Origin of the sequence: Candidatus Trichorickettsia mobilis (genome assembly GCF_963422225.1) — a bacterium.
GTDB lineage: Bacteria > Pseudomonadota > Alphaproteobacteria > Rickettsiales > Rickettsiaceae > Trichorickettsia > Trichorickettsia mobilis_B.
Genome location: NZ_OY728607.1, coordinates 1,441,618 through 1,461,560, shown reverse-complemented (window position 1 = coordinate 1,461,560; position 19,943 = coordinate 1,441,618). Strand labels below are relative to the sequence as shown.

At 34.7% G+C, this 19,943-nt stretch carries 22 protein-coding genes; 11 read left to right on the top strand and 11 right to left on the bottom strand.

All coding sequences use genetic code 11. The features are described from left to right. Positions 1-355: 355 nt before the first annotated feature. The 4 genes from R2I74_RS06875 to R2I74_RS06860 are packed head-to-tail and all read right to left on the bottom strand — an operon-like array spanning position 356 to position 3,543. On the bottom strand, positions 356-1,258 hold the full coding sequence (locus R2I74_RS06875) for a flagellar motor protein MotB (protein WP_316354810.1): 903 nt from the start codon (positions 1,256-1,258) through the stop codon (positions 356-358). Between the two features lie 2 nt (positions 1,259-1,260). Then, on the bottom strand, positions 1,261-2,133 hold the full coding sequence (gene motA / locus R2I74_RS06870) for a flagellar motor stator protein MotA (RefSeq protein WP_316354807.1): 873 nt from the start codon (positions 2,131-2,133) through the stop codon (positions 1,261-1,263). A 47-nt stretch (positions 2,134-2,180) separates the two neighbouring features. After that, positions 2,181-2,627 (bottom strand): nucleoside deaminase, encoded by a 447-nt coding sequence (locus tag R2I74_RS06865; protein ID WP_316354804.1) that lies wholly within the window; start codon positions 2,625-2,627, stop codon positions 2,181-2,183. Between the two features lie 10 nt (positions 2,628-2,637). After that, complete coding sequence (locus R2I74_RS06860) at positions 2,638-3,543, bottom strand: cation diffusion facilitator family transporter (protein ID WP_316354802.1); 906 nt, start codon at positions 3,541-3,543, stop codon at positions 2,638-2,640. A gap of 121 nt (positions 3,544-3,664) precedes the next feature. Between R2I74_RS06860 and R2I74_RS06855 the strand changes: the two genes are divergently transcribed. The 11 genes from R2I74_RS06855 (at position 3,665) to R2I74_RS06805 (ending at position 13,655) form a co-directional block, all read left to right on the top strand. Then, positions 3,665-4,135 (top strand): RT0821/Lpp0805 family surface protein, encoded by a 471-nt coding sequence (locus R2I74_RS06855; RefSeq protein ID WP_316354799.1) that lies wholly within the window; start codon positions 3,665-3,667, stop codon positions 4,133-4,135. A 10-nt stretch (positions 4,136-4,145) separates the two neighbouring features. Continuing rightward, complete coding sequence (locus R2I74_RS06850) at positions 4,146-4,718, top strand: RDD family protein (protein WP_316354794.1); 573 nt, start codon at positions 4,146-4,148, stop codon at positions 4,716-4,718. A 54-nt stretch (positions 4,719-4,772) separates the two neighbouring features. Further along, the gene (lpxD, locus tag R2I74_RS06845) at positions 4,773-5,819 is read left to right on the top strand and encodes a UDP-3-O-(3-hydroxymyristoyl)glucosamine N-acyltransferase (RefSeq protein ID WP_316354792.1); all 1,047 of its coding nucleotides are present in this window, start codon (positions 4,773-4,775) and stop codon (positions 5,817-5,819) included. Next, positions 5,809-6,252: a 3-hydroxyacyl-ACP dehydratase FabZ gene (gene fabZ, locus R2I74_RS06840; protein ID WP_316354789.1), complete on the top strand. Its 444-nt coding sequence runs from the start codon at positions 5,809-5,811 to the stop codon at positions 6,250-6,252. Before lpxD ends, fabZ begins: the two co-directional genes overlap by 11 nt. Positions 6,253-6,382: 130 nt before the next feature. After that, positions 6,383-7,171 (top strand): acyl-ACP--UDP-N-acetylglucosamine O-acyltransferase, encoded by a 789-nt coding sequence (gene lpxA / locus R2I74_RS06835; RefSeq protein ID WP_316354785.1) that lies wholly within the window; start codon positions 6,383-6,385, stop codon positions 7,169-7,171. Between the two features lie 365 nt (positions 7,172-7,536). After that, the gene (locus R2I74_RS06830) at positions 7,537-8,394 is read left to right on the top strand and encodes an LpxI family protein (protein WP_316354783.1); all 858 of its coding nucleotides are present in this window, start codon (positions 7,537-7,539) and stop codon (positions 8,392-8,394) included. A gap of 117 nt (positions 8,395-8,511) precedes the next feature. Further along, on the top strand, positions 8,512-9,321 hold the full coding sequence (locus tag R2I74_RS06825) for a hypothetical protein (protein WP_316354780.1): 810 nt from the start codon (positions 8,512-8,514) through the stop codon (positions 9,319-9,321). A gap of 60 nt (positions 9,322-9,381) precedes the next feature. Next, a protein-coding gene (locus R2I74_RS06820; RefSeq protein ID WP_316353078.1) for an IS5 family transposase occupies positions 9,382-10,211 on the top strand; the annotation gives its coding sequence in 2 pieces (ribosomal slippage) (positions 9,382-9,772 and positions 9,772-10,211; 831 coding nt in all). Between the two features lie 24 nt (positions 10,212-10,235). Then, on the top strand, positions 10,236-10,937 hold the full coding sequence (locus tag R2I74_RS06815) for a hypothetical protein (protein ID WP_316354777.1): 702 nt from the start codon (positions 10,236-10,238) through the stop codon (positions 10,935-10,937). A gap of 168 nt (positions 10,938-11,105) precedes the next feature. After that, entirely contained in the window at positions 11,106-11,903 is a 798-nt protein-coding gene (locus R2I74_RS06810; protein ID WP_316354775.1) for an enoyl-ACP reductase FabI, read from the top strand. A gap of 6 nt (positions 11,904-11,909) precedes the next feature. Beyond that, positions 11,910-13,655, top strand: coding sequence for a glycosyltransferase (locus R2I74_RS06805; RefSeq protein ID WP_316354773.1), 1,746 nt, complete (start codon positions 11,910-11,912; stop codon positions 13,653-13,655). A 107-nt stretch (positions 13,656-13,762) separates the two neighbouring features. Here the strand turns inward: R2I74_RS06805 and R2I74_RS06800 are convergent, their stop codons facing one another. The 7 genes from R2I74_RS06800 to folE form a co-directional block, all read right to left on the bottom strand. Next, positions 13,763-14,122: a hypothetical protein gene (locus R2I74_RS06800; protein WP_316354771.1), complete on the bottom strand. Its 360-nt coding sequence runs from the start codon at positions 14,120-14,122 to the stop codon at positions 13,763-13,765. Positions 14,123-14,191: 69 nt separating this feature from the next. Continuing rightward, positions 14,192-14,971: a metal ABC transporter permease gene (locus tag R2I74_RS06795; protein ID WP_316354768.1), complete on the bottom strand. Its 780-nt coding sequence runs from the start codon at positions 14,969-14,971 to the stop codon at positions 14,192-14,194. Between the two features lie 138 nt (positions 14,972-15,109). Continuing rightward, on the bottom strand, positions 15,110-15,811 hold the full coding sequence (locus tag R2I74_RS06790) for a metal ABC transporter ATP-binding protein (RefSeq protein WP_316355343.1): 702 nt from the start codon (positions 15,809-15,811) through the stop codon (positions 15,110-15,112). Positions 15,812-15,909: 98 nt separating this feature from the next. Beyond that, positions 15,910-16,608 carry an ABC transporter ATP-binding protein gene (locus R2I74_RS06785; protein WP_316354766.1) on the bottom strand — a complete coding sequence of 233 codons (699 nt, stop codon included), beginning with the start codon at positions 16,606-16,608 and terminating at the stop codon, positions 15,910-15,912. Further along, positions 16,601-17,845 carry a lipoprotein-releasing ABC transporter permease subunit gene (locus R2I74_RS06780; RefSeq protein WP_316354763.1) on the bottom strand — a complete coding sequence of 415 codons (1,245 nt, stop codon included), beginning with the start codon at positions 17,843-17,845 and terminating at the stop codon, positions 16,601-16,603. The genes R2I74_RS06785 and R2I74_RS06780 overlap by 8 nt, the downstream gene beginning before the upstream one ends. Further along, entirely contained in the window at positions 17,835-19,136 is a 1,302-nt protein-coding gene (gene proS, locus R2I74_RS06775) for a proline--tRNA ligase (RefSeq protein ID WP_316354761.1), read from the bottom strand. Before proS ends, R2I74_RS06780 begins: the two co-directional genes overlap by 11 nt. A 225-nt stretch (positions 19,137-19,361) precedes the next feature. Next, positions 19,362-19,943, bottom strand: coding sequence for a GTP cyclohydrolase I FolE (gene folE, locus R2I74_RS06770; protein WP_316354758.1), 582 nt, complete (start codon positions 19,941-19,943; stop codon positions 19,362-19,364).

Sequence of the window (19,943 nt, the reverse complement as noted above, 5' to 3'; positions counted from 1 at the left end):
CCAAAAATATTAGTCATACACAAAATCAAGTTGTACGCAATGCCTAGGAAAAAGTTGATATTAAACGTTATTGTGAGAATGTAAGAAATCGAAGCAACTCAGTAATAAGTCATTTGAACTATTTCTGAATTGCTTCACTAAAACTTTAAAAGTGAGCATTCACGGATTAAAAAATCGTCTGAGCTGAGGAGTGAAAGGACGAAGCAATCCAGTTGAAATCAATGTTTTTTAGCTATTTTCTGGATTGCTTCGTCGTTTCACTTCTCAGCTCAGACGGTGGTTGTAGCTTTGTAAGCCGCTGACTTGCGTTCAATCTTAAAAACTCGTGAACGCTTACCTTTAAAAAATCGATTATTTATTTTTTTTGTTTTCCCGCTGGTGCTGATGAGCCTGTTGGTGCCGATTGTTGAAAACGACTAACCGCCGAACTATTAAGCAAGGTGATACTTACTCTAATATTTTTAGGACTATATTTATCCTTTGGATCGAATGGTTCTTTGTCAGATCTACCGACTATTCGTGCCACTTGGTCATCTTTTATTAAATTTTTAGTCAAAAACTTACGAATTTCATTTGCACGCATAGCTGATAAGAACCAATAATCAGCATCTGTTCTTTGAACTACATCTTTATCTTTAACACTAGCTGTATGACCACTAAGAGCTAGGTAGTTAGGTTGATCTTTAATCATTTTACCGATAACACTTAGTACTTTGTTCATATATGGCTGCAATTCATAAGTATTAGGTTTGAAAACCGGGCGATTATCGCTATCCATAATCTGTATCCTTAAACCCTCATCAGTAACATCTACGCTGATGTTATCAATATAATCCTGAATCTCAACATTTTTCTGAATAGTATTCATAATATCAAGAAAATGCTGTTTTTCTACATCACTCATCATCCCACCATCTTGTTGATTCATCCTACGACCTCTGGAAGGCGAACCATTCACTAACGAGCTTGAAGCAGCAGTAGGCCCAACCATACCATCATCAAGATTGATATCATTTCCCCCTCCTTCACCACCGGTTTTCTCACTCTCAGATCTTACTACTGCAAAATACTGCGCAACTCCTTGCAAGGTATTCTCTGGGGTGACACTAAGCAACCACAACATTAAAAAGAAAGCCATCATCGCGGTAATAAAGTCTGCGTAAGCTACTTTCCAAGTACCCGTGCGTTTATAAGTAGGACTTTTATCGACTAGTTTCCTCCTATAGATTATGGTGATATTACTTTTGTTTTTTGCCATAATTAATTCATAATTTTCATGGTATCACCACTAATGAAATTATCCAGCTCCTGGAATGTTGGTCTAACAGCGTCAGGAATACATTTCCTCATATATTCCACAATTATTATTGGTGGATTATTATTTAAATATGACAGAAAACCAACTTTTATACACTCAAGATACTCCACTCTATACTCAGCATTCTTAGCCAGGAAATTCCCCATTGGACCAAATAACCCATACGCTAGCAACACACCAGTAAAAGTACCTACTAATGCCGCTGCAATTAAAGCACCGAGGATTTCCGGAGGCTCAGCTATACTTCTCATAGTTACAATCACCCCAAGCACAGCTGCAACAATACCAAGCGCCGGCAATGCATCAGCAAGAGTTAATATTACTTTACTTGGAGTATTAATTCCATCTTCATAAACTTCTATCTCTTTACTAACAAGATCCTCAAATTGATAAGAATTATCAGCCCCCATAGTTACTATTCTTAAATTGTCTGTAACAAATCTATACATGAAAGCTTCTTTCTTTAATGAGGGCGCTTGAGCAAACAATTCACTTTCATCGGGATTTTCTATATGCGACTCAATTTCCAACATACCTTTAACTTTCATTAATTTAAAAGTATTGAAACTAAACAACAATAATTCTAAATAATCATTTTTATTATATACAGTGCCACCTACAAACAAGCATTTCAATGATTTTACTGTTTTTACTATCACTCCCCACGGATTGCCAATTAAGATGGAACCAAAACCAGCGCCGACAATAATTATGATTTCATTAGGCTGCCAAAGTACAGACAGATCTCCGGAGTGCATTTTATAGCCCGTAATTACTGAGGCAAAAACAACTATAAAACCTATAACAAATAACATACTTTATTCCTATTCTCTAAAATATCAACTCTATTACTAGAAACAGATTATAGACCACTTTTTCTTATCTGCCTAAAAAAACTTTTGATCAACTGCTGAGATTTTTCAGCAAATAAGTTATCATACACTTCTGGACGATGAAAACATGATTTTTTTGTAAAAAATCGTACTCCATGCTCAACCGCCCCTTGCTTTCTATCGGCAGCAGCATAAAATAATCTACTGATTTTTGCATAAGATATAGCAGCTGCACACATTACACATGGTTCCAAACTAACATAAATATCACAATTCTCTAGATATTTACTGTTTAAACCCTGACACGCACGATTAATTGCGACTATTTCTGCATGCAACAAAGAATTATTGTGTTTCTGCATAATATTATGAGCTTCAGCAATTATGGTTTGCTCTTTGCGATTTACAATAACAGCTCCAACAGGAATCTCATCGTTATTATATGCCTCTACTGCTAGCATTAATGCTTTTTGCATAAATACACTGTTAAATCCTGATGACTTCACGATAACCTACTGGTTCATCTATTTCTTCTGGATCTTGATGAATAATGATTTCTGCATTTGGAAAAATTTTTAATAATTCATCGCATATCTGATCACTAATTTGGTGAGCATCGTTTAACGACATCGTTCCATCCATTTCCAAATGAAATTGGATAAACGGTTTATTGGCAGCATATCTGGTTTTAAAATCATGAATTCCTTTGATTTTCTGATGATTACTAATAATAGCCAGTATTTTTTGCTTATCCTTGTCAGGCATCTCTTCATCAACCAGATTTCCTATTGCCTGACGAAACAAAGAGTAACATGAGTACAATATATATAATGAAATACTAATACCGCATAAAGCATCAATCCACCAAATTTTATTGCATAAATATAAAGAGATAATTACTGCAATATTGGTTAAAAAATCAGCAAAATAGTGCACTTTATCAGCAGCAATTATACTAGATTTTGTTTTTTTGATAACATAGCTTTGATAACATACTAATAAAAAGGTCAACAATAAACACCAATACATAGCGTAGATGCCTCTCTCGGGATTTGTGACTGGATTCTGTTCAAACAAACTTCTTGCTGATGAGATAAAAGTAAATATACCTGAAGCACAAAAAAACATCGATTGCGAAAAAACAGCCAAATCTTGGAATTTCTCATGACCAAATCGATGATTGTGATCTGGTGGTTGCAGTGCTATACGAATCACTATTAAATTTATCAATGACGAAGAAATATCAAGCATTGAATCTACTAATGAAGCTAGTATTGATTGTGAATCTGTGTTCTCCAAACCATAGATTTTAATGGCTAGTATTATAATCGCAGTAATTACTGACAAACTCGATGCTAATCTTATTAGCTGATGTTCAATTTTGGTAGACATACTTATCTAGTTGCCTTTGTGATTATATATTATGAATAAAAATGTGGCATATTTTATGAGAAATCATATAATAACTTCTTGTCAAACTGCTATAATAACATCATTATTTTAAAGGGGAAGTATGAATAGCAACAAAATTATCTCAATAGTTTTAATAGGGTTTGTCTTGCAAGGATGTGCAGGAGGAATGAACAAGCAAGGCGGCGGTACCTTAATTGGTGGCCTAGCTGGAGGATTACTTGGTTCTCAGTTTGGTAAAGGTAGTGGCGCCCTGGTTGCAACTGGAGTAGGAGCATTAGCCGGAGCGCTAATAGGTGGTCAAATCGGTAAAACCATGGATGACACTGATCGTCGTATATTAGAGCTGCGTTCACAACAAGCATTAGAAACTTCGCCAGCAGGAAGCAGTGTCGAATGGCGCAATCCTGATAACGGACATTATGGATATGTCACTCCGACAAAAACCTATAGGGCTGATGGTGGGGAATATTGTCGAGAATATACCCAAGTAATAATTGTCGGCGGCAAAGAAGAAAAAGCCTATGGTCGTGCCTGTCGCAAACCTGATGGTCAATGGCAAATTATACAGTGAGAAGTTACAAATGAACCAGCCACAGTTTGAATATGCAGGTGTATGGCGACGTGGCTGTGCTCACATAATAGATGGCTTAATATTACAAATTATTCTTGTTGTAATAGGAAGTGTTTTTTTTGGTATAGATTTTATCTCGTCATATTCAGAAACGTGGCGTAACTTTGTAGACAATGCTGGTGAAGCACAAACCACCAATGCAGAAAATTTTGCCAATACAATTCACTCGATAATGGCCTGGATCTATTATCCGTTATTTCATAGTTCCACGATGCAAGCTACTCCTGGTAAATACTTGCTAAAATTGAAATTAATTACTATTGAAGGTAATAAATTAACCTTACTTAGAGCAATAGCAAGAGAACTTGCTGTGGTTGCCTCTGCTGTATTAATAATGTTGTCTATGACGCTTATTGTAGGCTTTTTTATTGGTATTGAAGCAATTTTAGCATTACTTTTTATATTACTAGCTGTTACAGCAATTATACTGGTTATACCAATAATAATTACCAAAGAAAAAAAAGGATTTCACGATATGATTTGTAATACAAGAGTAATCAGACGACGTAAGAGTGTTCAATGAACTCATATGTGTCAAGTTAAGTACACCAACATACATTAAATAACTAATAACCCCATGGTAGATACACATTTTTATAAAATATCAAAAGCTCGTACTATTGCCGAGATTGCTTCCGCTACTAATTGTGAAATCTTATTTCCCCAAGGAACTCGTTATAATCTTGATACCGCTATTGCTACTGTAAAACCTTTAACATTAGCAAGTGATGGTGATATTAGTTTCTTAAGTAACAAAAAATATGTAAAAGATTTTGACAATAGTCGTGCGACTGCATGCATAGTACCCAGTGATCTTACTACTAAAACAGAATTACAACTGGTGCTATTAAAAAATAAGAATCCATATCTAGCCTACGCTAGGCTAATTGATTTATTTTATTGCCCTGCAAAAACCTATCCACAAAAAATTGCTGCATCAGCACAAATATCAGCACTTGCAATTATAGGCAAGAACTGTTATATCGGTCATAATGTAGTTATCGAAGATAATGTAACTATAGGTGATGATTGCATTATCGAAGCTGGTAGTTTCATTGATTTCGGAGTACGAATTGGCAATCGGGCAAAAATATACTCACATGTTGCTCTTAGCTATTGTGAAATAGGAGATGATGTTGTTATTTTACCTGGAGCTCGAATTGGTCAAGATGGTTTTGGCTTTGCCACCGCGGGAGGAATACATCATAAAATTTTTCATACTGGAAAAGTAATAATTGGTAATAATGTCGAGATCGGAGCCAACGCCACTATTGATCGAGGCTCACTAAATGATACAGTAATTGAAGATCTATGTCGTATAGATAATTTAGTGCAAATTGCTCATAATGTCAGAATCGGTAAAGGCTCGATAATTGTTGCGCAAGTAGGTATTGCCGGCAGCAGTAAAATCGGTAATTACTGCGCTCTTGGTGGCCAAGTTGGTATATCTGGACATCTTACGGTTGGCGATCAATCACAAATTGCTGCCCAAGGTGGAGTAATTCAGGATTTACCACCCCATAGTATAGTTGGCGGTACACCAACAGTACCGATTAGAGACTGGCATAAACAAACTATTGTTATAAAACAGCTGATTCAAAAGAGAAAGAAAAATGAATGTTGATCTAATTGATATAGTTGAAATCATGAAAATGATTCCACATCGTTATCCTTTTTTGCTGATAGATAAAGTTATCGCAATTCAACCAAATCACTCAATAGTTGGTATCAAAAATATTACTGTTAATGAGCCGCAATTTGCTGGCCATTTTCCGCATCGACCAATTATGCCCGGGGTATTAATTATTGAAGCAATGGCGCAATTATCTGCTGTTTTAGTTTCTAAATCCATGGATTCCAAAGAAGATAAAGATGTGTATTTTATGTCAATAGAATCAACAAAATTTCGTAAAATTGTTGAACCTGGTGACACGATGTATCTATATTCAACTATAGAGCAGAATAGATCTCAAGTATGGAAATTTGCTGCAAGAGCTGAAGTTAACAACACTATAGCAGCAGAAAGTTTTTTTACAGCAATGGTTAAAAATAGATAGATACTCCTATGACACAAATAATTGGTTGGCGTTGGTCAAAATCAATAAGTGTAGGAGTGTTTCCATTTACAGAGTGGAAATCTTCAAAGACGACAACGCAATTATTGATTTTCACTGAGCATATACATATATGATTCATCAATCGGCTATAATCCATCCAACCGCTTCAATTGGACAAAATGTAAAAATAGGAGCATTCTGTCTAATCGGATCAGATGTGTTGTTGGGTGATAATGTAGAACTTAAGTCACATGTGATTATCGAAGGCAAAACTACGATTGGCAATAACACTGTTATTTATCCATTTGCCTCGATTGGTCATGCTCCTCAGGATTTAAAATATCAAGGAGAATCTTCTGAAATTATCATTGGCCAAAATAATATTATCAGAGAATATGTTACCATCCAGCCTGGAACCAAAGGCGGTGGAATGATCACCATGATCGGAGATCATAATTTATTTATGGTCGGTGTACATATAGCTCATGATTGTAAAATTGGTAGTAACGTTATTTTAGCTAATTATGTTAGTTTGGCCGGACATGTACAGGTTTATGATTACGCCATAATTGGTGGTTTATCGGCAGTATTACAATATGTACGCATTGGTCAACATGCAATGATCGGTGGGATGTCTGCTATTGATAAAGATATCATTCCATTTGGCCTGGCAAAAAATGAGCGAGCAGTACTTGAAGGATTAAATCTGGTGGGTATGAAAAGACGTGGCTTCGATAAACAGGAAACATTAGATAGTGTTAAGGCAATAGAAGAACTATTTGCTGATCACGGTATCTTTGCTGATCGAGTTAATCAGATTTCACAATCTTATAAAGGCAATACTATTGTTGAACAAATAATAAATTTTATTCGACAAGATAATATGCGCGCTTTCTGCCAACCACGATATACTCGGTAAAAATTGAGAATTGCGTTGTCGTTCCTAGAACTCTGCGATGCTCACGTACTCAAGTGTACGCTGCGCTTCTCGATTCTAGAACTCCTAGCACTTCTTCAATTTTTACCTTCGTCTATCCAAACTCCACTTGTACTACTATTTAGATCTATTTATTTGAGAAGTTAATTCAAAGAACTATATGCGTCAAGTTAAGGAAAAGAGATGAGCCGTCTGCCCCGTCATTGCGAGCGAGATTTAGCTCGCGCGGCAATCCAGTGATATATACTTCTTTTGCCCTAGTTGCTAGATTGCTTCGCCAACGCCCCGCAATGACGGTGTAGATGAAAATGACCGATTAATAAATTAAATTGATTTTAAAAACATACATGACCAACCACTGCCAAAATACTGATATCACTCTCCCAACTTTAGGAATTATAGCCGGACGTGGTTTGCTGCCATTAGAGATTGCCAAATTTTATGCACAACAAAATGGTAATTGCTGTATTGCTGCCATAAATAATGAAGTTGATGTAAAATTTGATCCACAACTCCCATATCAAGAATTTGCAATCGGTAGCGTCGGCGCTGTAATTGATTATTTCAAACAATTTGAGGTAAAAAATATTATTTTTGCTGGCGGAGTGCGTCGTCCAAATTTATTAGCTATTAAAGCTGACCTCGTTGGAGCAAAATTATTATCTAAAATATTAGCCAATAAATTTCTTGGTGATGATAGTATTCTACGAGTAGTAGCAGATTTTTTTGAGCATTATGGCTTTACCGTAATCTCTGCCCAGGATGTATATGCTAATATAATTATGATAAATACTAATAATGCCTTAACTACGCATACTCCATCCACCCAGGATCTCACAGATATTGAATTTGGCAAAAAAATAGCTATAGCTTTAGGCGCTTTAGATGTTGGACAATCAGTAATTGTAGAAGATGGTTATGTACTCGGCATAGAAGCAGCAGAAGGAACAGATAACTTAATTATAAGATGCGCTGGTTTGCGCAAAAAAAAGACCGGAGCCGTCCTTATAAAAATGCCGAAACAAAACCAAGACCTGCGTTTGGATCTTCCTACTATCGGACCAGATACAATTAAGCTACTGGCTAATTATAAATATAGTGGTCTTGCTATTGATCATAAGACCATTATTATTAATCCCAAAGCTACAATCGAGTTAGCAAATAATGGCGGTATTTTTATTTCAACGATAGATTTGGTTTATTAAGCTAACGTAAGTTGCTAATTAAAATAACACCAAATTACCATGAATAAATTATTTTGTTGCATTTTTTATATTTTTATATTAATTTTAATTATCATAATATAAATTATAAGGTAACAAATGAAAAATACAATTGAACAAGAGCAGTCAAAAGAACTAGTGGCTTTAAGAACAATAATTAAACCAGGCTTTTTAGAAGCGGTAATTATATTACATCCTCAAAATCACATTAAAATATATGAATTAGTATGGATCGCTGATGAACATCAATTATTGCAGCAACTACTAACGCCGCAAGTCTTAACTCCGCTAGCAGTTAATTCTTGTGATATTAATGACTTTAAAACTATATTACATTGCGCTTATTTTTCTAACACTCCCCCCCCTCAAACATTGCTCAATCAAATATTTGATATAGAGATTTTTAAATCAGCTATAATAAACCACTTAACTGATACAACAATCATGCAATATTTAGGAGTAATTACACGTGATTACCCCACAATAATTAATAAATTACCTATAGCAGCTATTTTGAGTTCAGCAAATATAGATTTGTTGAGTAACACATTTATAGCATTGCTTAAAAGCAGCGATAACTCTGAGATCGTGCTGAACTATTGTAATTTTAATAATCCAGCACATAAAGAAGCGTTTGAAGCAATGATGCTTAGCTCTCGCATCCCTGAAACAACAAGAACAGAATTATTAAGAATAGTTTTGGAGAGTGGAGAGGAGCAGTTCAGCTATATTGACGCTCCACATATTTCTTGTAATAAGGAGCGTTTTTTGCCTATTATACAAAAAGTTATAGACAATATTTATACAAAGCTTAACCCCCAAGCTCATCAAAAACTAGCTGATAATATAAATATTGGCTTAATGAAGTTCCATGGCAAAAATCTGCTCATTACCGATATTATAAAATAGACCTCTTTCGAAACTGGACTAAATATGCTATAAAGTCGAATTTACTTAATTTAGAACTATATGAGATATAAAAATTTAAGCATTTTATCGGAAGAGCATTTTAGAAGATTAACTGGGGTAAGAAATAGTACATTCGAAAAGATGGTAGGGATTTTAAAGACAGAGAAACAAATAAATAGGAGGTACCAAGGTGGCAGAAGAGCTAGTCTTAGTATGGAAGACAGCCTATTAATGACACTTGAATATTTAAGGGAATACCGTACCTATTTTCATATAGCTAAGAATTATGGGGTTAGCGAAAGCAGTGCATTTAAAACAATTCGTTTTGTTGAAGACACTCTAATAAAACATCCGGATTTTGCTCTTCCAGGTAAGAAGGCTCTAGTTAAAAGCGGTATGGAGTATGAATTAGTTTTAATAGATGCTACAGAAAGCCCTATAGAGCGACCCCAAAAAAACAGAAATACTATTACTCAGGTAAAAAGAAAAGACATACGTTAAAGACTCAAATAGTAGTAGATAAGAAAAGCAAACGAGTCATATGCACTTCTTTTTCCAATGGTAAGCGTCATGATTTTAAATTATTTAAAGAATCAAGAACCCATATACTGCCTGAGGTTAAAGTGATTACTGATACTGGTTATCAAGGCTTACAGAAGATTCATACAAATTCTGAGCTACCAAAGAAAAAGAGTAAAAAGAATGCTTTAACCAAAGAAGATAAGAAAAATAATAGAAGTTTAGCAAGTGACAGAGTATTAAATGAAAATGTTATAGGTATGTTAAAGCGTTTTAAAATAATTGCTGATAAATATCGAAATAGACGCAAAAGATTTGGTCTTAGGTTCAATTTAATTGCTGGTTTATATAATTGGGATCTTGGTAAATGAGTTTCGAAAGAGGTCTAATATGAGTTGAGTAAGCATCCAATATATATAGGAACCGGCGAACATAATATACCTGGTCAAACAAATGAAACACAAGGTATAAGTATAGATTGCTCTATTCAGCTAAAAGATGGTCACTTATTTTTAGATTTATACTCAACTAAGGATCCAAATTTTGCTGATATTTTAGATACACTAATTCATGAAGCCACGCACACGGCGTGTAGAGAATTTTTTGCTAATGGCGACAAGCCTTATTCAAAGCAAATTAGCAGGTCAGAAGAACAAAAGTTTGCAGAATTATATAACACGCTTGTTCGACAAACGCCAATCAGCACCGTGCTCTTATCGTCAACTTATCACTCAATAAAACACGAAGTAGAATTTATTGCTCGTTTCATCGGACAGTATACTTATTACTGTGTAAAATTCAAAGGAGGTAGCGCAATAAGTTTTCAAGAGTTTGCACCTCAATACCTATCTGCACTCCTATCGGTGGAACAATACTCAGCAGAAGAACAACAAGAAACAGGAAGGTTACTACAACAATTTGCTGAATATTTAGATAATAGCCAGGGATTTATTAAAAGTGCTCATAATAGCTTGCAGAAATTGGAAGAAATTGCTGCCATTGATGATGCTAGCGTAGAGGTAACTGAAGCTATTCTACCAGGCAATGAAGCTATACTAGAACTGATGGGCAGTGATAATTACGGCGATCATATATAGCTCCGTAGTTTGTAGTTGTTTACAATTTTAAACTTACAACGCTCGCTAAATTTTGATAGCTAATTAGGATATATTTTTGTCATAAATTAGCTATCAAGTAGAAAATAGATTTACAAAAATCTACTTCACATGATAATCTCTGCAAAAATATAAAGATTGGTAAATTATATGCAAAATGATGTTACAGGTTTATTAGCAGGGAAAAAAGGATTGATTACGGGTATAGCAAATAATATGTCTATAGCTTGGGCCATCGCAAATGCAGTTAAGGAACAAGGAGCAAATATTGCTTTTACCTACCCAAATGAAGTTTTAGCAAAAAGAGTAATTCCTCTGGCAGAAGAAGTAGGGTGCGACTTTGTTGACCAATGTGATGTCAGCAGTGAAGAATCTATGGATAAGTTATTTGTATCAATAAAACAACAATGGGGTAAATTAGATTTTATTGTTCATTCGATCGCTTTTGCAGACAGGAATGAGTTAAAAGGAAGATATATCGATACCAGCCTGGGAAATTTTCAAAACTCAATGCAGATCTCCTGTTATTCATTGACCGCTCTAGCCCAAAGAGCTGAAGCATTAATGGCGCCTGATAGTAGTATTTTAAGCTTGACTTATTACGGTGCAGAAAAAGTTATACCTGGCTACAACGTTATGGGGATAGCAAAAGCTGCGCTTGAATCAAGTATCCGCTATTTAGCTTATGATATGGGAGAAAATGGCATTAGAGTAAATGGTATTTCAGCTGGTCCCATTAAAACCCTTGCTGCCAGTGGTATTGGCGATTTTAAGACAATGTTAAATATTCACGCGGCTACTTCTCCCCTGCGCCGTAATACCAAACAACAAGATGTTGCCGGTGCTGCTGTGTATTTGCTAAGCAATTATGCTGCCGGTGTCACTGGTGAAATACACCATGTTGATTGTGGATATAATATTATGGGCATGAGTCAGCACTCAGAATAATTAGATATGAGCAAGTTTCGGCTGTTTAAATTGCTTATCTTGGTCTTTGTGTCCTCTTTATCTCTTGCTCAAATAGCAGATCCAAGCTTTGAAGAATCAGTAACCGATAGATCATCAAGAGTCAAAAGCACTTGGGATCAATATAAGGATCAAACATTCAATAAATTAATAGCTGATATTTATCAGCAAAGATCTCCTTCTAAGATGGTGTATAATGCTGAGCCGTTAATCCCTAAAATTATGCACCAAATATGGATTGGTTCTAGTCCACTACCACCCTTATATAAAAACTACCTGGAAGAATGTAAATTATTACATCCAGATTGGGAATTTAAATTATGGCAAAATGCTGACATTGAACAACTTAATCTGCAGTATAAGCATGTTTATGACTTGGCTCGTACATGGATACAAAAATCTGATGTATTAAGATATGAAATATTATTAAAATATGGTGGAGTATATAGAGACACAGATATCAAATGCTATAGACCTTTAGATGAATTAAATCATAAATATGATTTTTATGCTGCCTCAGAATTTATTTTATATAAGCTTGGTGGAAATCTACAAATAAACAATGGCTTTATTGGCGCTAGCTCAGAACATCCAATAATTAAAAATACCCTTGATATTATTGCCTCTAATTTACCACAACAATTGCAGCTATATGATAATGGTGATGAGAGCAATAGGAATTATGAAGATATTAGCTGGTTTATCTTAAAAACTACAATGTATCCTTTACGCGAAGCTATCCATAAAGAATTATTAAATGATCAGAAAGCTATAATATTACCAACGACTTATGAATTTTCTTGCATTAAACACGACTTATATAAAGTTAATGAAGAAAATAGCTTATTTAATTTTATTAAAATTGCTACAGGCCAAAATATTCAAGATAAATTTCCATTTGCCGGAGTTAAGCATGAAAGCTTTATTTTGCATAATGTGGCTAAATCAGAAGCCGGATTTTTAACATTTGCGCAAGGTATGGATATGGAGATTCCAGCACGCAAAAAGTTGTTGATGAAACTACCGCCAGCAGACAAACATATTTTAGATTCTCTAGAATATTATTACGCCAGCAATGCGCCAAAATTATTACCATTCAAGGTGCAAGATGAAATACCGAAGAAAATTATTTTTGTGATTTTTAATGAACAAGAGAAAAATGATTTAGCCAATAACATGCATGATTGGATTATGTTAAATCGTAATTTTATTATTGAAATTTGGGATCTCAATAAAATATCTGAGCTCTTGCCAACTATAAAAAAATATCTTACTGAGCAGCAACATTCTTCTGAAGAGTTACGATTTTTATCTGGCCTTGAACTAATTAATAGATTTGGTGGACATTATGCTGATGCAAAAGCTAAACCTATTGCACCATTATTTGAGCTTGGCAATAAATATAAATTATATGCCGGGTTACAACCAGTAAATCAGCAAAATTTACAACTACTTGCCTCGCAAAAATTAATTGGATCAGTTGCTGCAAGCCCTATTATTTCTAAGGTATTAGAAGATTTTTATCAACAAAACACTTCCATAAGCCAAAGTTTGATTAAAACTATTTATCAAAATATGTGGCTATATGGCAAGATAGTCATCTTGCCTACAGCTGCAATCGGCCCAGCAGATCCGTACATTACAAAAGGTTTCTTTAATAAGATGATCAATATTTACACCAATTATAAGTCATTTATTGATGATCGGCACTGCTCTTATGCCATCATCGAATAATATATTTGCCCCTATCCTCTATCTTCTATCCTACCAGCGCCACACTATTTTTTAGCAAGTGTTGTAAGTTTAAAATGCGCTATACTAAACTTACAACGCTCATATTTTTATACATTAATATTTAAAGAATTATTAAAATCTGGCAGTCGCTCATATTTCTTCAATATTGCGTCTATATCTGTATTGATAATAGTACTTAAGTCCAACTTACTCTCTACTATACTACCATTATCTCCAGATCCATAACTAGTAATTTTTATATTTTCACTCAATAGACCATGCGCATGAAAATATTGTACCGTTAACAGTAACTGATCAGGTGTAGTCTGATAATGACCACAACTATTATTTATTTCCGTAATTTTACCTTGATTTATTCTGATGTTCCCAGCGCATGCAACGGGTTTGCCATACACATCCTGCATTAGCATAAATGTCAAATATTTATTAATATAAATCGAAACCATAGCTAAGAAATTCTGGCTTTAAACGACTTACTTTGGAAAACAATCGTACAGAGAACTAGAAATAAAGATTCAGGAGCAGCGATGCCAATTTACAGAACGTATCGAGTATGTTACGAAATAAGTAACTACGCCTACGCAAATAATTACCGGCGCTACCGGAGTATCTAGGTAGAAAGATATTAATAACCCCAATAAAGTTAAAATCACAGAAATAATAGTTGAAGTTATAATCATCTGTTTTGGAGTTATTGTAAATAATCGTGCAATTACCGTCGGTATTAATAACATTCCGCTAACAAGCAAGGCTCCAACTATTTTAAGCGTAGAAAATACTGAAATTGATAATAATATTAAAAAAAATAATTCTATTAATTTCACTTTTATTCCCATAATTTGAGCCAAATCACGGTTAATTACCATTAAAATAATTTGCTTATACAGTGCTGCAAAAAAAGTTGCTACTACTACCATAATCCCAAATAAGATCATGATATCATTTATTGAAGCAGATATAAGATCACCAAATAATAATAGGTTAATATCTACTGAGGTTGGTGCAAAATAGCTAATTATCAACGCCACCGATAACATAAAATTTGCCATCAAGCCAACTATTACGTTACCATCAAAAATATTACGATACTTAAAGATAGCCGACGCAAATAATATGGCAAATAATATTCCAGAATATACTAAGGGGATATTACATATAAGGCTAATGCTTCCAGCAAGTACGCTGGCATGAGCAAAACCATCAGTAAAATAGGTGTATCTTTTCCATAGGCTCAGACAGCCAAGAGGAGCAAAGATAATGCTAATTAAGATTGAGGTACAGACAATTATCAGCATGCTTAATAGACCTCTTGTAACTATATCTGGTTTATAATTTTGTTATCAAAATTGACTCCGCTCACATACTAAAGTACGCTGTGATCCTAGTCTGCATTTTTGTCTGAAAAATTACCATTTCTAGGCTATGCAAGAGGCCTAATGTCGATGATCATGATGATGTGTATAAAAACCTATTGTAGATAAAGCGCTAATAAAATCCTGATCATGCGTTGAATCACTAGGACGTCCACTACAACAAATATGACCATTTAAACATATTACCTGATCAGAATTCTTCATCACTGTGTATAAATCATGCGAAATCATAAAGATTGTTAATTGCGTCTCTTTTCTTATTTTATCCAGTAACCGATAAAACTCCTGCTGACTATTAATGTCTAGTGATTGTGTTGGTTCATCAAGTATTACCAGATCCGGATTATTTAGTAAAGTTGCCACCAGTAAAATTTTTTGTAACTGTCCTCCAGATAATTTAGATACATCTAAATTCCTCAGGCGATTAAAATCAGCAAAATCTAATAGCCATTGCCATTTATCATACTCAAAATTTGCAACTAATAAATATACAAAATGCTCAACTGTAAGTGGCAAATTTTTGTTAATTTCTAATTTTTGTGGAACATAGCCAATTCTTAAATTAGGCAATATGATGATGTTTCCTGACGAAGGAGACTCTAATCCAGTTATCAATTTAGCAATAGTAGTTTTCCCTGCTCCATTTGGACCGATTAAAGTAGTTAAATCACCTTTGTGCAATTTAAAACTTACTTGATCAATAATTAATTTGGCTTCGAGTAATTTTGATACATTATCCAATTCAATCAATACTGACATTATTTCTAGATTCATTCAGGTGAAATTAATATTCTTATCGCAATAGCAGAGACTTTTATTTCCTCAGTTAACAATTTAAAACCTTGCTTGAGACGGCTATTTTAATTGGCAACTGGAGTTAGTGTAGTATTTTTTAGTTCAAATATTTTATGCATATTTCTTGCCAAATTATGATTATGCGTTACCATAATAATTGCCGTACCTTGTTCACTAGCTCGATTTACGAATAGATTAAATACTTCATTAGCAGTATGTGGATCCAGATTGCCAGTTGGTTCATCTGCTAATATTAGTTTAGGTTTATTAATCAGACTTCTAGCAATAGCTACTCGCTGCTGTTCTCCACCCGACAGTTCACCAGGCAGGTTATTTTTTCTATTGGATAAATTTAATGTTTCAAGCAATTGATCGGCTGCTTGCAGCGCCTCCTCATATTTAGCACCAGCAATTAATGCTGGCATTGCCACATTTTCCCTGGCAGTAAAATTATTCAATAAATGATGATATTGATAGACAAAGCCAAGATATTGTAGCCTGATTAAATCTGTACTAATTCTAGTCTTGGCATTCATTGTTTGCTGATAATATTCTTGTGCTATTTGCACCGTACCACTATCAGCTTTATCGAGTAATCCCGCAATATGCAATAATGTTGATTTACCACTACCGGAAGCACCAATTATAGCCACTAATTCCCCTTCGGCAATTGTAAGATTAACCTGCTTTAGCACTTCAACTGTGATATTACCCTGACGATAGCTCTTGCTAATATCTGTTAATGTTAAAATATGATTACTCATAACGCAAGGCTTCCACCGGATTTAATTTAGAAGCCTTATAAGCAGGATAAATAGTTGCACAAAAACATAAAAAAATTGATAAAACACCAACCAAAATTATATCTTCCAACCTCACATCTGATGGCAAAGAATATAAAAAATAAATTGCTGCATCAAAAATTTTAGTATCGGTCACGCGTTCTAAACAAAGCCGAATATTGTCAATATTATAAGCAAAACTGGCACCTAATATTCCACCAACGACAGTACCAATTAAGCCAATAAACATCCCGTTACAAATAAAAATTAACATTATCTGCTGCTGGCTAGCGCCAATCGTACGCAAAATTGCGATATCTTTGGTTTTATCCTTAACTAACATTACCAAGCTTGAAATAATATTAAAAGCTGCTACCACAATAATTAATGATAAAATGGTAAACATAGTGATTCTTTCAACAGCTAGGGCATTTAGAAATTGTCGATTAGATTTTTGCCAACTAGTAACCTTGAATTTTTCGCCTAAAATTGCTTGAATCTCATTAGCAAAAAGTTCTGCCTGCTCTGGTTGCTTAGTATAAACTTCAATAAGGTTAATGCTATTATCTTCAAATGATAAAAAATTCCTGGCAGCACTAATCGGCATTAATACCGTTGCAACATCGTAATCATACATGCCGGAGTTAAAAATTGCCGTTACCGTAAATTCTTTGGCTCTTGGCATACTACCAAAAGCAGTTGAAATAGTATTCGGTGAAATCAGCTTGATTTTATTACCAATTTTAGCACCAATTAAATATGCCAACTCACTACCCATGGCAATAACATTGTTGCTAGAAAAATCACCGAACTGCCCAGCCACTACATTTTGCAATATCGCTTTTTTCCATTGCAGATCATTAATATCAATCCCTTTAATTAACACTCCACTATTAGTACGAGACCCTATGGCTAGAGCTTGGCCAACAATATTAGGCACTACTGCTTTGATATAATCATGGTTTAATGACTGACGCACCTCATCATAATTAGTAATATAACGATCAACGTTGGTAATAGTAATATCACCATTCAAACCAATAATATTTTTAGTTAATTCCAGGTGAAAACCATTCATCACAGAGGTCACTACAATTAAAGCAGCAACACCAATAGTAACGCCAAGTAGCGAAAAACCAGAAATTAGTGATACAAATTTCTCATTTTTTTTAGCGCTAAAATATCTGCAAGCTACCGTTAAAACAAAATTATCTGACATTTAAATTGCCAACCACTTTTTTAATCGCTACCTCAACAGAGATAATTTCTGTCTCTGCAGTTGCTCGATGCTTGATCTCAACCAAATCATTGGCTGCATTCTTAGGACCAACAATTATTTGCCAAGGAGAGCCGATCAAATCATGAATAGCAAATTTAATCCCTGCTCGTTCTCCAGTATCATCATATAGCACATCAATATGCATTGACTGCAGCTGATTATAAATAAGATTTGATAGCTCAGAACATTTAGCATCAGCAATATTCAAATTTAGAATTGATACTTTAAATGGTGCAATCTCTTCAGGCCAAACGATGCCCCGATCATCATGATTAGCTTCGATGATTGCTGCTACTAATCTAGAAATGCCAATACCATAAGAGCCCATCTCTACTGGCACTAAATTACCTTGCTTATCATTAACAAATGCGTTCATTAACTTAGAATATTTAGTGCCAAAATGAAAAATATGCCCCACTTCTATGCCTTTACTGACACATAATTCATTTGCTGATAAAGGGCATAATGCTGGATCATGCTTGTCATCGGCAGCTGCATATAAAGTTTTCAATTCCTCAATATCCCCAGCTAAATCTTCTGCCAATAAGTTAAACACTTTATCATAGTACAAGGTACTTTCGCCAATATCAGCCACAATATGAAATTCGTGACTTAAATCTCCACCAATTACACCATTATCAGCAGCAACTGGAATTACCGCTACCCCTAGATCACGAAAACTATGCATATAAGCTGTATACATCAGGTTATATGATCTGATCGCTCCAGCATAATCAATATCAAAGCTATAAGCATCTTTCATCAAAAATTCACGACCGCGCATTACCCCAAAACGTGGTCTGATTTCATCACGAAACTTCCATTGGATTTGATATAGATTTTTTGGTAGATCCTTATAAGATTTAATACTACTCCTGAAAATATCGGTAATCATCTCTTCATTAGTTGGCCCAAACAACAAATTATTATCGTGACGATCCTGAAATTTTAGCATTTCCTTGCCATAATCATTGAATCTTCCAGACTCTAGCCAAAGATTAGATGGTTGTACGCATGGCATTAATAATTCAACTGCACCTACTGCATTCATATTAAAACGAATGATATTTTCAATATTTTTTAATACCTTCAATCCTAATGGCAACCAACTATAAATCCCTGCTGCTTGCTGCTTAATCATTCCACTTCTCAGCATTAACCCATGAGACACGATTTGAGCTTCAAGTGGCTGTTCCTTGAGAGTAGGCAAAAAATATTGCGATAGTAACATTGGTACATCCTCTTTTTTATTTATACGAGAGTGTTCAACGAACTGTGTCAAGTTAAGAAAAATTGACACTCAATCGTCTGAGCTGAGACCACGTTAGTGATCTCAGCAATCCAGCTAAATAGTTCCTGGATTGCTTCGGAGCTCTAAGGCTCCTCGCAATGACGATTTGTATAGTCTCTTTTCCTTAACTTGACGCTCATAGTTCATTTAATAACACTCTCCTTATTATGCAGCTCTTGCTATAAGATTTAGAAACTCTTGTCGATATGACGATTCTGCAAAAACTCCGGTATAATGCATAGTATCCATCATACTACCTTCTTGTAACACTCCTCTAATAGTCATGCAACTATGCGAAGCTGAAATTTTTACCGCTACTCCAAGCGGGTTAATATGTCGCTGTAAATTTTCTGCAATTTGCACTGTCATTTTTTCCTGTATTTGTAATCGCTTTGCAAATACATTAACCAACCTAGCAAGTTTACTAATACCTATAACACAATCATTGGGAATATAAGCTATATCGACATAACCAATGATTGGTAATAAATGATGTTCACAGAAAGAGGTAAAGCGAATTGATCGTAACAAAACAAAATCCTTAAAACTACCAGTATCATAAAATTTCGCATCTAAAATAGTAGCAATATCTTGACTATAGCCACAAAACATTTCTCCATAACTATCTACTACTCGATCAGGCGTTTGCAGCAGTCCTTCGCGATTTGGATCATCGCCAATAAATCGTAATAGCACCCGTACTGCTTCCTTTGCTTCTTCTCGTGATGGTTTAGATGATGTTGTCAT

What these genes read in the sequence shown, in the direction of transcription:
- lpxD (WP_316354792.1), top strand. Translation starts at nt 4,773, where the DNA reads ATGGTAGATACACATTTTTATAAAATATCAAAAGCTCGTACTATTGCC.
- fabZ (WP_316354789.1), top strand. Translation starts at nt 5,809, where the DNA reads ATGAATGTTGATCTAATTGATATAGTTGAAATCATGAAAATGATTCCA.
- R2I74_RS06805 (WP_316354773.1), top strand. Translation starts at nt 11,910, where the DNA reads ATGAGCAAGTTTCGGCTGTTTAAATTGCTTATCTTGGTCTTTGTGTCC.
- R2I74_RS06875 (WP_316354810.1), bottom strand. Translation starts at nt 1,258, where the DNA reads ATGGCAAAAAACAAAAGTAATATCACCATAATCTATAGGAGGAAACTA.
- R2I74_RS06785 (WP_316354766.1), bottom strand. Translation starts at nt 16,608, where the DNA reads ATGAGTAATCATATTTTAACATTAACAGATATTAGCAAGAGCTATCGT.
- R2I74_RS06825 (WP_316354780.1), top strand. Translation starts at nt 8,512, where the DNA reads ATGAAAAATACAATTGAACAAGAGCAGTCAAAAGAACTAGTGGCTTTA.
- R2I74_RS06850 (WP_316354794.1), top strand. Translation starts at nt 4,146, where the DNA reads ATGAACCAGCCACAGTTTGAATATGCAGGTGTATGGCGACGTGGCTGT.
- R2I74_RS06795 (WP_316354768.1), bottom strand. Translation starts at nt 14,971, where the DNA reads ATGCTGATAATTGTCTGTACCTCAATCTTAATTAGCATTATCTTTGCT.
- R2I74_RS06855 (WP_316354799.1), top strand. Translation starts at nt 3,665, where the DNA reads ATGAATAGCAACAAAATTATCTCAATAGTTTTAATAGGGTTTGTCTTG.
- R2I74_RS06865 (WP_316354804.1), bottom strand. Translation starts at nt 2,627, where the DNA reads ATGCAAAAAGCATTAATGCTAGCAGTAGAGGCATATAATAACGATGAG.
- R2I74_RS06830 (WP_316354783.1), top strand. Translation starts at nt 7,537, where the DNA reads ATGACCAACCACTGCCAAAATACTGATATCACTCTCCCAACTTTAGGA.
- R2I74_RS06810 (WP_316354775.1), top strand. Translation starts at nt 11,106, where the DNA reads ATGCAAAATGATGTTACAGGTTTATTAGCAGGGAAAAAAGGATTGATT.
- folE (WP_316354758.1), bottom strand. Translation starts at nt 19,943, where the DNA reads ATGACAACATCATCTAAACCATCACGAGAAGAAGCAAAGGAAGCAGTA.
- motA (WP_316354807.1), bottom strand. Translation starts at nt 2,133, where the DNA reads ATGTTATTTGTTATAGGTTTTATAGTTGTTTTTGCCTCAGTAATTACG.
- lpxA (WP_316354785.1), top strand. Translation starts at nt 6,383, where the DNA reads ATGATTCATCAATCGGCTATAATCCATCCAACCGCTTCAATTGGACAA.
- R2I74_RS06800 (WP_316354771.1), bottom strand. Translation starts at nt 14,122, where the DNA reads ATGGTTTCGATTTATATTAATAAATATTTGACATTTATGCTAATGCAG.
- R2I74_RS06860 (WP_316354802.1), bottom strand. Translation starts at nt 3,543, where the DNA reads ATGTCTACCAAAATTGAACATCAGCTAATAAGATTAGCATCGAGTTTG.
- proS (WP_316354761.1), bottom strand. Translation starts at nt 19,136, where the DNA reads ATGTTACTATCGCAATATTTTTTGCCTACTCTCAAGGAACAGCCACTT.
- R2I74_RS06780 (WP_316354763.1), bottom strand. Translation starts at nt 17,845, where the DNA reads ATGTCAGATAATTTTGTTTTAACGGTAGCTTGCAGATATTTTAGCGCT.